The sequence below is a fragment of the Rhodopseudomonas pentothenatexigens genome, assembly GCF_900218015.1.
GTDB lineage: Bacteria > Pseudomonadota > Alphaproteobacteria > Rhizobiales > Xanthobacteraceae > Rhodopseudomonas > Rhodopseudomonas pentothenatexigens.
Window position 1 is genome coordinate 225,749 of sequence record NZ_UFQQ01000003.1, and the last position, 14,298, is coordinate 240,046.

14 protein-coding genes are annotated in these 14,298 nt (G+C 65.5%); 13 read left to right on the forward strand and 1 reads right to left on the reverse strand.

Features of this window, described 5'->3' with window-relative positions:
- The first annotated feature begins 47 nt into the window (after positions 1-47).
- Together DWA33_RS03935 and DWA33_RS03940 are read left to right on the forward strand one after the other, a co-directional pair.
- Positions 48-2,018, forward strand: a complete 1,971-nt coding sequence (locus DWA33_RS03935; RefSeq protein ID WP_114356784.1) for a methyl-accepting chemotaxis protein — start codon at positions 48-50, stop codon at positions 2,016-2,018.
- A 146-nt stretch (positions 2,019-2,164) separates the two neighbouring features.
- A complete protein-coding gene (locus DWA33_RS03940; protein WP_114356785.1) occupies positions 2,165-2,542 on the forward strand; it encodes a hypothetical protein in 378 nt (125 codons plus the stop codon).
- 188 nt (positions 2,543-2,730) lie between these two features.
- Here DWA33_RS03940 and DWA33_RS03945 read toward each other — a convergent pair whose 3' ends face one another.
- On the reverse strand, positions 2,731-3,894 hold the full coding sequence (locus DWA33_RS03945) for an NADH:flavin oxidoreductase/NADH oxidase (protein ID WP_114356786.1): 1,164 nt from the start codon (positions 3,892-3,894) through the stop codon (positions 2,731-2,733).
- 209 nt (positions 3,895-4,103) lie between these two features.
- Between DWA33_RS03945 and DWA33_RS03950 the strand changes: the two genes are divergently transcribed.
- The 11 genes from DWA33_RS03950 (at position 4,104) to DWA33_RS04000 (ending at position 14,210) form a co-directional block, all read left to right on the forward strand.
- Entirely contained in the window at positions 4,104-5,063 is a 960-nt protein-coding gene (locus DWA33_RS03950; protein ID WP_244601190.1) for a tripartite tricarboxylate transporter substrate binding protein, read from the forward strand.
- 21 nt (positions 5,064-5,084) lie between these two features.
- Positions 5,085-5,987 (forward strand): LysR family transcriptional regulator, encoded by a 903-nt coding sequence (locus tag DWA33_RS03955; protein ID WP_114356788.1) that lies wholly within the window; start codon positions 5,085-5,087, stop codon positions 5,985-5,987.
- A gap of 132 nt (positions 5,988-6,119) precedes the next feature.
- A complete protein-coding gene (locus tag DWA33_RS03960; RefSeq protein ID WP_114356789.1) occupies positions 6,120-7,235 on the forward strand; it encodes a 4-oxalomesaconate tautomerase in 1,116 nt (371 codons plus the stop codon).
- A 166-nt stretch (positions 7,236-7,401) separates the two neighbouring features.
- Positions 7,402-8,430 carry an amidohydrolase family protein gene (locus DWA33_RS03965; RefSeq protein WP_114356790.1) on the forward strand — a complete coding sequence of 343 codons (1,029 nt, stop codon included), beginning with the start codon at positions 7,402-7,404 and terminating at the stop codon, positions 8,428-8,430.
- A 2-nt stretch (positions 8,431-8,432) separates the two neighbouring features.
- On the forward strand, positions 8,433-9,128 hold the full coding sequence (gene ligK, locus DWA33_RS03970) for a 4-carboxy-4-hydroxy-2-oxoadipate aldolase/oxaloacetate decarboxylase (RefSeq protein ID WP_114356791.1): 696 nt from the start codon (positions 8,433-8,435) through the stop codon (positions 9,126-9,128).
- Positions 9,128-10,057: an NAD(P)-dependent oxidoreductase gene (locus DWA33_RS03975; protein ID WP_114356792.1), complete on the forward strand. Its 930-nt coding sequence runs from the start codon at positions 9,128-9,130 to the stop codon at positions 10,055-10,057. Before ligK ends, DWA33_RS03975 begins: the two co-directional genes overlap by 1 nt.
- Before the next feature lie 304 nt (positions 10,058-10,361).
- Positions 10,362-11,276, forward strand: coding sequence for an amidohydrolase family protein (locus DWA33_RS03980; RefSeq protein ID WP_114356793.1), 915 nt, complete (start codon positions 10,362-10,364; stop codon positions 11,274-11,276).
- Between the two features lie 125 nt (positions 11,277-11,401).
- On the forward strand, positions 11,402-11,791 hold the full coding sequence (ligA, locus tag DWA33_RS03985) for a protocatechuate 4,5-dioxygenase subunit alpha (protein WP_114356794.1): 390 nt from the start codon (positions 11,402-11,404) through the stop codon (positions 11,789-11,791).
- Complete coding sequence (locus DWA33_RS03990) at positions 11,791-12,645, forward strand: class III extradiol dioxygenase subunit beta (RefSeq protein WP_114356795.1); 855 nt, start codon at positions 11,791-11,793, stop codon at positions 12,643-12,645. Before ligA ends, DWA33_RS03990 begins: the two co-directional genes overlap by 1 nt.
- A gap of 1 nt (position 12,646) precedes the next feature.
- Entirely contained in the window at positions 12,647-13,606 is a 960-nt protein-coding gene (locus tag DWA33_RS03995; RefSeq protein ID WP_114356796.1) for a Gfo/Idh/MocA family oxidoreductase, read from the forward strand.
- Between the two features lie 187 nt (positions 13,607-13,793).
- Positions 13,794-14,210, forward strand: a complete 417-nt coding sequence (locus DWA33_RS04000; protein ID WP_114356840.1) for a hypothetical protein — start codon at positions 13,794-13,796, stop codon at positions 14,208-14,210.
- The last annotated feature ends 88 nt before the right edge of the window (positions 14,211-14,298 follow it).

Below are 14,298 nucleotides of genomic sequence, written 5' to 3' on the forward strand. Positions count from 1 at the left end.
AGACCACGCCTCAAAACGACCGAGACAGAACGACCTCAGGACCCTCGATGACCTTTCGCCTCAGCCTCTCCCACAAAATCAACTCCATCGCGGTGGTCGGTATCGTCGGCGTCTTGACGCTCGGCACGCTCTACATGGTCGGCGCGGCGTCCCAGGACGCCGCACGCGTCGTCGACGAAAAGGCCCGGACGCTCGGCGACAGCAACGCCGCCCTGCAGATCGCCCTGCTCGAACAACGTCGCGCCGAGAAGAACTTCCTGATGCGGAAAGACGAGCAGTATCTCGGCTTGTTTCAGCAGAACGGCAAGATCGCCGGGGACACGATTGCGGACATGATCCGCCAGACCGAAGCCAACGGCCAGATCGAACTGACCCGCACCTTGAACTCGGTTCGCACCGGTTTTCAGGACTACCAGCTCCAGTTCGGCAAGCTCGCCGCGGCCGCCGTGAAGCTCGGCCTGAAGGAGGACCTCGGACTCGAAGGCAGCCTGCGCACCTCGGTGCACGACATCGAGAAGGCGCTGAGCGGCTTCGATTCACCGAGGCTGATGGTCAAGATGCTGATGATGCGGCGGCATGAGAAGGATTTCATGCTCCGTCGCAATCCGAAATACGGCGAGGACATGAAGAAGCGCGCCGCCGAATTCTCGACGGAACTGGCCGCGTCCAATCTGCCCGATTCCGCCAAAACGATGCTGGGCGAGAAGCTCGCCGCTTATCAGCGAGATTTCTTCGTCTGGATGGACGGCGCGATCACATCCGAACGCGAAGAGAAGAATATGGTGGCGACCTACCGGTCTCTGCAGCCGGCGATCGACGAATTGTCCGCCGCGGTGAAGCAGCAGGTGGACCGCGCCAAAGCGATGGCCGCAACGGCGCGCCAGAGCACCGAAACCCGGATGCAGATCTCGATCGCCACCATCATCGCGGCGGTGGTGCTGCTGGGCATCTTGATCGGCCGCTCGATCACCAAACCGCTGGGCGGACTGAGCCATGGAGTTCGGCGGCTCGGCGACGGCGAACTCGATCTGGTGTTGCCCGGCCTGCAGCGCAGCGACGAGATCGGCGACATGGCCCGCGCGGTTGAGTCCTGCAAGCTGAAAGCGCAGGAGCGCGCTGCCGCCGAGGCCGCCGCTCAGGCCGAGCAGGAGCGGCTCGCGGCCGCGCAGCGCAAGCGCGACATGATCACGCTCGCCGACAAGTTCGAAGGAGCAGTGGGCGAGATCGTCCAGACGGTGTCGTCAGCCTCCACCGAACTCGAGGCTTCGGCCACGACGCTGACATCGACCGCCGAACGTGCGCAGCAGTTCACGACCCTGGTCGCCGCCGCGTCGGAGGAGGCGTCCACCAATGTGCAATCGGTGGCCTCGGCCACCGAGGAGATGGCTTCGTCCGTCAACGAGATCAGCCGTCAGGTGCAGGAATCGGCGAGGATCGCCAGCGAAGCGGTCACCCAGGCGCAGGTCACCAACGAGCGCGTCAGCCATCTTTCCGAGGCCGCGGCACGGATCGGTGACGTGGTCGAACTGATCAACACCATCGCGTCGCAGACCAACCTGCTCGCGCTCAACGCCACCATCGAGGCGGCGCGGGCAGGGGAGGCCGGCCGCGGCTTTGCGGTGGTCGCAGCCGAAGTGAAGCAACTCGCCGAGCAGACCGCCCGGGCCACCGAGCAGATCAGCCAGCAGGTCGGCGGCATCCAGAGCGCGACCGACCAGTCGGTGAGCGCGATCCGGGAGATCGGGAATACCATCGCCCGGATGTCCGAGATCTCCGCAACCATCGCCTCGGCGGTGGAAGAGCAAGGGGCCGCCACCCAGGAGATTTCCCGCAACGTCCATCATGCCGCGGAAGGCACGCACCAGGTCTCCGCCAACATCGTCGAGGTCCAGCGTGGCGCGACCGCGACCGGCTCCGCCTCCGTGCAGGTGTTGTCGTCGGCGCAATCGCTGGCCCAGGACAGCACCCGACTGAAGGACGAGGTGTCCCGCTTCCTCGGCACGGTGCGGGCGGCGTGATCGGGCCGTGCATCTCCACAGTGACCAAGTCCTTACCACGGCATGGCGTTAATGATCTTCGTAAAGGTTGATTCCGCTCGATCGTTGACGGACCTCATGATCACAACAATCATGCGGTGATAGTCATCTGGCGCTGAGGATCGTCCATGTCTCGCTTGTCCGCCGCTCTGCTCGCTTCCGCCGTCGTGGCCGGCACCGCCGTCGCGCTGCCGACCGCCGCCTCCGCCTGTTACGGCTGCGCCCCGCCGCCGTGCTACACTTGTTATCAGCAGCAATACGTGGCTCCGGAGTACCGCACCGTCGAGGAAACGGTGATGGTCAATCCGGGCCGTGTCGTCGCGCATCGCATTCCGCCGCAATATCGCACCGTGATGGTGCCGAAGACCGTGATGGTCTCGCCTGGTGGGGTCGAATACGAGCGCATTCCGCCCCAATACGCCACCCGCGAACGCGTCGAGATGGTTTCGCCGGGCTACAGCTATTACGCGCCGGTGCGCCCGCGCTGCGGCGGCTGCGGTTGGTAACGGCTCGCGGTGACGTCGGAGGATGGGTTGGGCTCTCGCGAAACCCATCTGGAGGCGTCGAACGGTTCGATGGGTTTCGCTTGCTCAACCCATCCCATCGGCTTCGCTCTTAGTTGGGTCGGCAGCAGCGTCGTCATGGCCGGGCTTCGTCCCGGCCATCTGCGTTTTCAGGCGGCGCGGCTGATCTCTCAGCTTCGCCGGAACGGCAGCTTCGGTCCGTCGAGCTTGCGCAGGCCCGACTCGCGGCGCTCCAGCCACCAGCCGTATTGCTTCGGCCAGTCGGCAAACACCTCGTCGCCCTCGGTCAGTTCAAGCTGCGCATGCAGCGCCCAGTTCGGATCGAACAGCGCCTCGCGGCCGATCGCGATCAGATCGGCCTGGCCTTGCTCGACGATCTTCTCCGCCTGATCAGGGTGCACGATCAGCCCGACCGCGATGGTCGGAATGTCGGCCTCGGTCCGGATCGTCCCGGCGAACGGCACCTGGAAGCCGTAGCCGCGCGGAATCCGGTTGGCGGTCGCCGAACCGAGCAGGCCGCCCGACGAGCAGTCGATGATGTCGGCGCCGCGCGCCTTGGCCTCGCGCGCGAACACCACCGTATCCGCCAGCTCGATGCCGCCCTCGACGCCATCGACCGACGACACCCGCACCGACAGCGGCAGCGTGTCCGGCCAAGCGGCGCGCACCGTCTCGATCACCTCCAGCGGAAACCGCATCCGCCCGGCGCGGTCGCCGCCATAGGCGTCGGTGCGCTTGTTCGACAGCGGCGACAGGAACGAGTGCAGCAGATAGCCGTGGGCACAGTGCACTTCGAGCATCTCGAACCCGGCCTCGACCGCCCGCAGGGTCGCACTGCGCCAAGCCTCAAGCAGACGATCGAGGTCGCTCTCGGTGAGTTCCTGCGGCGTCAGCCAGCCTTCGTCCATCGGAATTGCGCTCGGCGCGACGATCTCCCACGGCTGGTCGCCGCGGGCGATGTCCTCCTCGGTGAGCGCGGCGTTGCCATACCAGGGACGCTGCATGCTCGCCTTGCGGCCGGCATGGGCGAGCTGAATCGCCGGCACCGCGCCATTGTCGCGCAGGAAGGCGGCGATCCGCTCCAAGGGGCGGATCTGATCGTCGTTCCACAACCCGAGATCGCCATGGGTGATGCGGCCGTTGGCGGTGACCGCGGTCGCCTCGACCATCACGATGCCGGCGCCGCCTTGCGCGAATTTGCCGAGATGCACCAAGTGCCAATCGTTGGCCAGGCCGTCGACCGCGGAATACTGGCACATCGGGGAGATCAGAATGCGGTTCTTGGCGGTGATGCCACGCAGGGTGAGAGGGCGAAACAGCGGCGGCTGCGACATCGGGACTCCACAACGTTCCTCGGAAGACTTCTTCTTCAGTCGGGCGGACACCTCGCGCCTGCGACAGGCCCGTCCCGTTCGTTGCCCAGGATTCTGACGATCCGGCCGGATCAGGTCAACGCCAGTCGTCGCTGTGAAATCCGCCTCGTTTGGACTATCGTCACGCCATGAGCTTGATCCGTCGCATTGTTTTGTCACGCCGGGCGGTCTTGGCAACCGCCGTCGCCGCTCTGGCCGCCGCGTCGGCGGCGCCCCCCGCCGGATATGCCGAGGGACTGTATCCGAACCGCCCGGTCCGGATCGTGCTGCCGTTCGCGGCCGGTGGCGTCGCCGACCTCACCGCGCGGCTGATTGCCGATCAGCTCGGCGCCAAGCTCGGTCAGCGATTTTATGTCGAGAACCAGCCGGGCGCCGGTGGCATCGCCGCGGCCCGCACGGTGATCGCCGCTCAGCCGGACGGCTACACGCTGGCGCTGCTGTCGAACGGGACCGCGATCAGCGTGTCGCTGTTCAAGAAACTGCCGTTCGATCCGGTCAAGGATTTCGCGCCGATCTCGAGCCTCGGCACCTTCGACTTCCTGTTCGCGGTCCGCGCCGATTCGAAGTTCAAAACGCTCGAAGACTTCATCAAGGCGGCGAAGCAGAAGCCGGGCGCGCTCAATGTCGGCGCCATCAACAACGGCAGCACCCAGAATCTCGCCGCCGAGCTGTTCAAGACGGCGGCAGGGGTGGACTTCGTGATCGTTCCGTATCGCGGAACGCCGGAGGTGTTGGTCGCATTGCTTCAAGGCGGCGTCGACCTGACGATCGACAGCTACTCGGCGCTGAAAGGCAGTCTTGCGGATCGCAAGATCAGGGCGCTCGCGGCGACCGGTCCGCTCCGCTCGAAGATCACCCCCGACGTTCCGACGCTGCGCGAAAGCGGAATCGAAGCCAGCATCGAATCCTGGAACGGGCTGTTCGCGCCGGCCGGCACGCCGCCGGCGGTGATCAGTGCGCTGAACACGGCCCTGCAGGAGATCCTGGTCGATCCCGCTTTAAAGAAGAAAATGCTCGAACTCGGGATCGACGCCAAACCGTCGACGCCGGAACAACTGGCTACGCGGCTGCGCACCGATATCGAGAAGTGGCGCGCGGTGATCGAACAGGCCGGGATCGAGCGGCAATAGCGGCGGGCCCGCGATCCAGCGATGAACCTCAAGCAGCTCGAATATTTCATGCACGTCGCCGAGCTCGGCTCGTTCAGCAAGGCCGCGATGGTGCTGGACGTTGCGCAGCCGGCGCTGAGCCGGCAGGTGCGCGGGCTGGAGACCGAGCTGCGCCAGCAACTGTTTCTGCGCAACGGCCGCGGCGTGGCGCTGACCGAGGCCGGACGGCGGCTGTTCGACCATTCGGTCGCGATCATGCAGATGGTCGCGCATGCGCGCGAGGATCTCGGCGCCAGCCGCGACGCGCCGGTCGGCCGCGTCACCATCGGGTTGCCGCCGTCGATCGCCCGCCAGCTCACGCTGCCGCTGATCGATCATTTCAAGCGGGCGCTGCCGGCGGCACGGTTGGCGATCGTCGAAGGCCTGTCGTCGCACATCGTCGAATGGGTGACCACCGGCCGCGCCGATGTCGGCCTGGTCTACAATCCGGACGCGCAGTCGGGCATCGAGATCACGCCGCTGCTGCAGGAACCGCTCGGTCTGGTCAGCCACGCACCCACCGCCAAGCGCCGCGCCGCCGCGGCGCCGCTGCCGTTCAAGGACCTGTCCGACTATCCGCTGATTGTTCCCGAGCGCGTGCACGCGATGCGCCGGCTGCTCGAAAACGAGGCGGCGCTGGCCGGGGTCAAGCTCGATATCGCCTGGGAGGTGTCGAGCGTGCCGTCGATCATCGAGCTGGTGTGCGCCGGCTACGGCCATGCGGTGCTGACGCGCAGCGGTGTCGCCGCTTCGCCGCGCGCGACCGAGCTGGTGATGCGCCCGCTGGTCGACCCGGCGCCGGCCAGTGCGTTATGTCTGGTGGTGTCGGCGACGCGGCGGCCGACGCCGCTCGCACAGCACGCCATGCGATTGCTGACCGACCTGGTCAAACAACTGCCGACCTGAGCTCGGCACACAGTTTCGGCATCGATTTTCCGCACTTGCCATGCCGGAAGCCGATAGCTGTTATAGACCACCCGCCGTGGCGCCGGTCAGGCCGCACGGCCAAAATAGCAATAACGATGCGGAAGGAAACGAATGCAAACCGCAATTCCCTGCCTTTTCATGCGCGGCGGGACCTCACGCGGCCCCTTCTTCAACGCAGACGATCTGCCGGGTGACATCGCCACCCGGGACAAGGTGCTGCTCGCGGTGATGGGCTCGCCCGATCGCCGCCAGATCGACGGCCTCGGCGGCGCGCATCCGCTCACCAGCAAGGTCGGCATCGTTTCCAAGGGCAGCAAGCCTGGCGTCGATCTCGATTTTCTGTTCGCCCAGTTGCAGCCGGACAAGGACACGGTCGACACCACACCGAACTGCGGCAACATGCTGGCCGCCGTGGTCCCGTTCGCGCTCGAAACCGGTCTGGTGACGCCGCAGGGGTCGACCACCACGCTGCGGGTGCTGACGCTCAACACCGACATGCAGTGCGACATCACGGTGCAGACGCCGGAAGGCCATGTCGAATACGAGGGCGACGCGCGGATCGACGGCGCCCCGGGCACCTCGGCGCCGATCAAGATCAACTTCCTCGATACCGCCGGTTCGGTGGCGCCCGGCCTGCTGCCGACCGGCAACGTCCGTGATGTCATCGACGGCGTCGAGGTTACTTGCATCGACAACGGCATGCCGCTGGTGATGTTTCGGGCTGAAGCCGTCGGCCGCACCGGCTATGAGGGCGTCGCGCAGCTCAATGCCGATACCGAGCTGAAGGCGCGGCTGGAGCAACTGCGGATCGCCTGCGGCCACGCCATGCAACTCGGCGACGTCACCTCCAAGAACTATCCGAAGATGACGCTGATCGCGGCGCCGCGCGCCGGCGGCAGCATCTCGACCCGCAGCTTCATCCCGCACGTCTGCCACGACGCGATTGGCGTGCTCGCCGCCGTGACGGTGGCGACCGCCTGCGTGCTGAAGGGCAGCGTCACCGAAGGAATCGCGCAGGTGCCGCACGGCACGGTGAAGCAGATCTCGGTCGAGCATCCGACCGGCGAGTTCTCGGTCGAAATCGAAGTCCATCCGGCCAATCCGCAGACCGTCACCCGCGCCGCGCTGCTGCGCACCGCGCGCCTGATCATGCGCGGCGAAGCGATGGTGCCGGCGGCGGTGTGGGGCGGGAAGCAAGCCGACGCGGCGCTGCGGCGGGCGGGGTGAAACAACGACGAAACTGGAACGCGTATCGATGCTCGCTGAGTTAGCGAGCGGGGCATATACAACAGGCGTCATGCGCGGGCTTGACCCGCGCATCCATCTTCAGAAGAGCGATGGATTGCCGGGTCAAGCCCGGCAATGACGAAGAACAAGCAGTTAGGGACACCCGATGATCATCGACATTCACGGCCACTACACCACCGCGCCGAAGGCGCTGGAGGATTGGCGCAACCGGCAGATCGCGGGCATCAAGGATCCGTCTGTGATGCCGAAAGTGTCCGAGCTGAAGATCAGCGACGATGAGCTGCGCGCCTCGATCATCGACAACCAGCTCAAGAAAATGCAGGAGCGCGGCAGCGACCTGACGGTGTTCAGCCCACGCGCCTCGTTCATGGCGCACCACATCGGCGACTTCAACGTGTCGTCGACCTGGGCGGCGATTTGTAACGAGCTGTGCTACCGCGTGTCGCAGCTGTTCCCGGACAATTTCATCGGCGCCGCGATGCTGCCGCAGTCGCCGGGGGTGGACCCTGCGACCTGCATTCCCGAGCTTGAGAAGTGCGTCAAGGAGTACGGCTTCGTCGCCATCAACCTCAATCCCGATCCGTCGGGCGGCCATTGGACCTCGCCGCCGCTGACCGACCGGAACTGGTACCCGATCTACGAGAAGATGGTCGAGCTGCAGATCCCGGCGATGATCCATGTCTCTACGAGCTGCAACGCCTGCTTCCACACCACCGGTGCGCATTATCTCAACGCCGACACCACCGCCTTCATGCAGTGCGTCACCGGCGACCTGTTCAAAGATTTTCCGGAACTGAAATTCATCATCCCGCACGGCGGCGGCGCGGTGCCGTATCACTGGGGGCGGTTCCGCGGTCTGGCGCAGGAAATGAAGAAGCCGCTGCTCGAGGACCATGTCCTCAACAACATCTTCTTCGACACCTGCGTGTATCACCAGCCCGGCATCGACCTCTTGAACACCGTGATCCCGGTCGACAACGTGCTGTTCGCCTCGGAGATGATCGGCGCGGTGCGCGGCATCGACCCGCGGACAGGCTTCTACTATGACGACACCAAGCGCTACATCGAGGCGTCGACGATCCTGACGCCTGAAGAGAAGCAGCAGATCTACGAAGGCAACGCCCGCCGCGTCTATCCGCGGCTCGATGCGGCGCTCAAGGCGAAGGGCAAGTAACAATGACCGTGCGGATGAACGATCTCGGCATCGTCAAGCGCAACATCGACCGCGCCGACAAGGCGGCGGTCGAGAAGCTGTCGCGGTTCGGCGTCGCCACCGTGCACGAGGCGATGGGCCGCGTCGGACTGATGCATCCCTATATGCGGCCGATCTATCCGGGCGCGCATATCTGCGGCACCGCCGTCACCGTGCTGCTGCAGCCGGGCGACAACTGGATGATGCACGTCGCCGCCGAGCAATTGCAGCCGGGCGACGTCGTGGTGGCGGCGTGCACGGCGGATTCCACCGACGGCTTCTTCGGCGATCTGCTCGCCACCAGCTTCCGCGCCCGCGGCGCGCTCGGCCTGATCATCGACGCCGGCGTGCGCGACGTCCGCGATCTCACCGAGATGAAGTTTCCGGTATGGTCGAAGGCGATCCACGCCAAGGGCACCGTCAAGGCGACGCTCGGCTCGGTCAACATTCCGGTGGTCGCGGCCGGTGCTTATGTCACGCCCGGCGACGTGGTGATCGCCGATGACGACGGCGTCGTGATCGTGCCGGCCGCGGTGGCGCAGATGGCGGCCGATGCCGCCGAAGCCCGCGAAGCCAACGAGGCCGAGAAGCGCGCCAAGCTCGCTTCCGGTGTGCTCGGCCTCGACATGTACAAGATGCGCGAGCCGCTGGAACAAGCCGGACTGAAGTACACCGACTGATGAGCAGCGATCCGAAACAGTGGCGCATCGGGATCGTCGGCTACGGCGAGGTCGGCAAGATTCTCGCCGAGGAACTGCGCGCGCAGGGCGTCAAGGTCGCGGCCTACGATCTCAAGCTGGACGACGACCGCGGCGGGCCGCTGCGCGAACACGCCGGCCGCCACGGCGTGACACCGGCCTCGTCGCACGCCGATCTGGCAACGCGCAGCGACTTCATCGTGTCGGCGGTGACGGCCAGCCAGACCGTCGCGGTGGCGGAAGCCTGCGCCGGCGCCATCAACCAGGACACCTGGTTTCTCGACTTCAACTCGGCTTCGCCCGGCGCCAAGCAGCGAGCCGCGGCGCTGATCCATGGCGCGCAAGGGCGCTACGTCGAAGGCGCGGTGATGACCTCGGTGCCGCCCTATCGGATCAAGGTGCCGCTGCTGCTCGGCGGGCCGCATGCTGCCGAACTGGCCCCGCTGATCAATGCGCTTGGCTTCGCCGCCAAGCCGGCGAGCGACACGCTCGGCGTCGCCTCGGCCACCAAGATGTGCCGCAGCATCATGATCAAGGGGCTCGAGGCGATGGTGATCGAGAGCTTCACCACCGCCCGCGCCTACGGCGTCGAGGACGCGGTGATCGCCTCGCTTGCCGAGACGTTTCCGTCGATCGATTGGGAGAAGCAGGGCGCGTATTTCTTCCAGCGCGTCATCGAACACGGCCGCCGCCGCGCCGAGGAAGTCCGCGAAGTCGCCGAGACCGTGCGCGACGCCGGTCTGACGCCGTGGTCGGCGCAAGGCACCGCCGAGCGGCAGGCGTGGGTGGCGGATCTAGCGGAGGAGGGCTTGTTCGGGACGCGCGGCGACAAAGGTTTTGCGCGCAGCGCGGATTGGCGGAGCGAGGCGGATCGGATTCTGGCGAAGGTGAAGGGCGAGACGAAAGCGTAACGCCGCAGCGATTGGCGGCTGAGCGGCAGTCGTGGTTGGCCGCGGTGCTGATGGCACCCCTCCCCCTTGCGGGGAGGGTCGCATAGGCGGCCTTCGGCCGCCGTTAAGGAGAAACACGCCGATGCTCCGCATCGGCTATGGCGAAGCGGAGGCCGGGGTGGAGGTCCACGAGTCGCAGTGCCTGGGGCCCCCCACCCCCGACCCCTCCCCGCAAGGGGGAGGGGAGCGAGAGGCCGAGGCGTAACAACGACTGACTTAAACGAGCGCGCACTGTGACGCGCGCTGATTTGAGACGAGTACCTGAATGACCTTCGAAAAGACCTCCGGCTGGCTGGACTGGTACCAAGGGCCGTCGAGGCCGAAATTCAAAGTCCCGGCAGGCGCTGTCGACGCGCATTGTCATGTGTTTGGGCCGGGTGAAGAATTTCCGTTCGCGCCGGAGCGCAAATACACGCCGTGCGACGCTTCCAACGAACAACTTTATGCGCTGCGCGACCATCTCGGCTTTACCCGCAATGTCGTGGTGCAGGCGACCTGTCACGGCGCCGACAACCGCGCGATGATCGATGCGCTGGTGAATTCGGGCGGCAAGGCGCGCGGCGTCGCGACCGTCAAGCGCAGCGTCACCGATGCCGAGCTGCAGGCGATGCATGATGCCGGCGTCCGCGGTGTGCGCTTCAACTTCGTCAAGCGGCTTGTCGACTTCACCCCGAAGGACGAGCTGGTCGAGATCGCCGAGCGCATCAAGCAGCTCGGCTGGCACGTGGTGATCTATTTCGAGGCGGTGGACCTGCCGGAGCTGTGGGACTTCTTCACCGCGCTGCCGACCACCGTGGTGGTCGATCACATGGGCCGGCCGGATGTCACCAAGCCGGTCGACGGGCCGGAGTTCGAACTGTTCGTCCGTTTCATGCGCGAGCACGGCAATGTCTGGTCGAAGGTCAGCTGCCCGGAGCGGCTGTCGGTGTCCGGTCCGCCGGCGCTGAACGGCGAGCGATCCGCCTATCGCGACGTGGTGCCGTTCGCCCGCCGCATCGTCGAAACTTTCCCGGACCGCGTGCTGTGGGGCACCGACTGGCCGCACCCGAACCTGAAGGACCACATGCCCGACGACGGCCTGCTGGTCGACTTCATCCCGCACATCGCGACGACGCCGGAACTTCAACGCAAACTGCTGGTCGATAACCCGATGAGGCTGTATTGGCCGGAGGAGAAGTAACACCGTCATGCCCGGGCTTGTCCCGGGCATCCACGAAAGCGGACGCTCCGCAACAAGAACGTGGATGGCCGGGACAAGCCCGACCATGACGAGCTAATAACATGAAACACAGAGGAGACCCCACCATGCCCCTCGACAAACCCTACACCGACGTGCCCGGCACCACGATCTTCGACGCCGACATGTCACGCCAGGGCTATCATCTGAACCAGTTCTGCATGTCGCTGATGAAGGCCGAGAACCGCACCCGCTTCAAGGCGGACGAGCGCGCCTATCTCGACGAGTGGCCGATGACGGAAGAGCAGAAGCAGGCGGTGCTCGATCGCGACCTCAACCGCTGCATCGCGCTCGGCGGCAACATCTACTTCCTCGCCAAGATCGGCGCCACCGACGGCAAGAGCTTCCAGCAGATGGCCGGCTCGATGACCGGGATGACCGAAGAGGAATATCGCAACATGATGGTCGGCGGTGGCCGTCCGATCGACGGCAATCGCTACGTCGGGGAGAAGAAGTAATGGCCCGGATCACCGCCAGCGTTTATACCTCGCACGTTCCGGCGATCGGCGCCGCGATCGACATGCAAAAGACCGGCGAAGACTATTGGAAGCCGGTGTTCAAGGGTTACGAGTTCTCCAAGCAGTGGCTGAACGACCAGAAGCCCGACGTGATCTTCCTGGTGTTCAACGATCACGCAACCGCCTTCAGCCTCGACCTGATCCCGACCTTCGCGATCGGCACCGCGGCGGAATATCAGCCGGCCGACGAAGGCTGGGGGCCGCGCCCGGTGCCGAAGGTGATCGGCCATCCGCGGCTCGCCGCGCACATCGCCCAGTCGGTGATCCAGGACGATTTCGATCTCACCATCGTCAACAAGATGGATGTCGACCATGGCCTCACCGTGCCGCTCAGCCTGATGTGCGGCGAGCCGCAGGCCTGGCCGTGCCCGGTGATCCCGTTCGCCGTCAACGTGGTGCAATATCCGGTGCCGTCGGGCCGGCGCTGCTACATGCTCGGCCAGGCGATCGGCAAGGCGATCCGGTCCTACGACGAAGATCTCAACGTGCAGATCTGGGGCACCGGCGGCATGAGCCACCAGCTGCAGGGCCCGCGCGCCGGCCTGATCAACCGCGAATGGGACAACGCCTTCCTGGATCAGCTCATCAACGATCCGGAAGGGTTGTCGCAGAAGCCGCATATCGACTACGTCCGCGAGGCGGGCTCGGAAGGCATCGAGCTGGTGATGTGGCTGATCGCGCGTGGCGCGATGGCCGACGCCACCGGCGGACCCAAGCCCAAGGTCGCCCACCGTTTCTATCACGTCCCGGCCAGCAACACCGCGGTCGGCCACCTCATTCTGGAGAACGCCTGACATGGCACAGACGATCAAGGTCGCGCTCGCGGGAGCGGGCGCGTTCGGCATCAAGCATCTCGACGGCATCAAGAACATCGACGGCGTCGAGGTGGTGTCGCTGATCGGCCGCCGGCTGGAGCCGACCCAGGAGGTCGCCAAGAAGTACGGCATCGCGCACGTCTCGACCGACCTCGCCGACGCGCTGGCGATCAAGGAGGTCGATGCCGTCATCCTGTGCACCCCGACCCAGATGCACGCGCAGCAGGGCATCGACTGCCTGCGGGCCGGCAAGCACGTCCAGATCGAAATCCCGCTGGCGGACTCGCTGAAGGACGCGCAGGCGGTGGTCGATCTGCAGAAGCAGACCGGGCTGGTGGCGATGTGCGGCCACACCCGCCGCTTCAATCCGAGCCATCAGTACGTGCACAACAAGATCAAGGCCGGCGAGCTCAACATCCAGCAGATGGATGTGCAGACCTACTTCTTCCGCCGCACCAACATGAATGCGCTCGGCCAGCCGCGCAGCTGGACCGATCACCTGCTGTGGCACCACGCCGCCCACACCGTCGATCTGTTCGCCTATCAGGCCGGCTCGCCGATCGTGAAGGCTAATGCGGTGCAGGGCCCGATCCATCCGGATCTCGGCATCGCCATGGACATGTCGATCCAGCTCAAGGCGGCCAACGGCGCGATCTGCACGCTGTCGCTCTCGTTCAACAATGACGGCCCGCTCGGCACCTTCTTCCGCTACATCTGCGACAACGGCACCTACATCGCCCGCTACGACGATCTGGTGAACGGCAAGGAAGAGAAGATCGACGTCTCCAAGGTCGACGTCTCGATGAACGGCATCGAGCTGCAGGACCGCGAGTTCTTCGCCGCGATCCGCGACGGCCGCGAACCGAACGCCTCCGTCGCGCAGGTGCTGCCGTGCTACCAGGTGCTGCACGACCTCGACCAGCAGCTCGCCAAGGGCTGAGTCCTCAGCCGAGCTGCCAGCTTGACGCGACCGAATGGCCGGGCACGTCCCGGCCATTTTCTTGATCGCTCTCGGAACCAGGTCCCGCCGCAGCGCTCCTTGTGTTTCCAAAACGGAACCATAGCTGCTTGACAGCGGTTGTCTCTGCGGATCTCCCAGACACAACCGCGTCAGGCGGAGGATGCAGATGCAGAAGCGCAAATCCTTGTGGTCGGGCGGCCGGGCCGTCGCGATCGTCACCGCTGTGGCGCTGGCCGTGCCGGTGTTCGAACCCGCCGCGGCCTTCGCCGCCACTCCTGGCAAGGTGCAGAGCGCGGCCCCGGCGACGGAGGCCGCTCCGCTCACCGACGTCAGCGCCCGTAAGCGACGCCATGTCCGCCGTGGCGGCAACAACAATGCGGCCGCCGCCGCGGCGTTCGTCGGGATCATCGGAACGATCGGCGCGATCGCGGCCGCTCAAGCGCGACGCGACGCGTACGAAAGTCGCTACCGCTATTACTACGGACCCGGACCGGGCTATTACGGCCCTGGGCCGGCCTATTACGGCGGTCCGCGCTATTATGGCGTACCTTATGGACCACGACCGTACTACTACGGCTACTGAAAACGCGCATTTCAGTTCGGACGACGCGACGACCACCTCGAAAGGCGGACGTCGCGTCTGAGTTGCGTTTACACGACTGACATTGAAA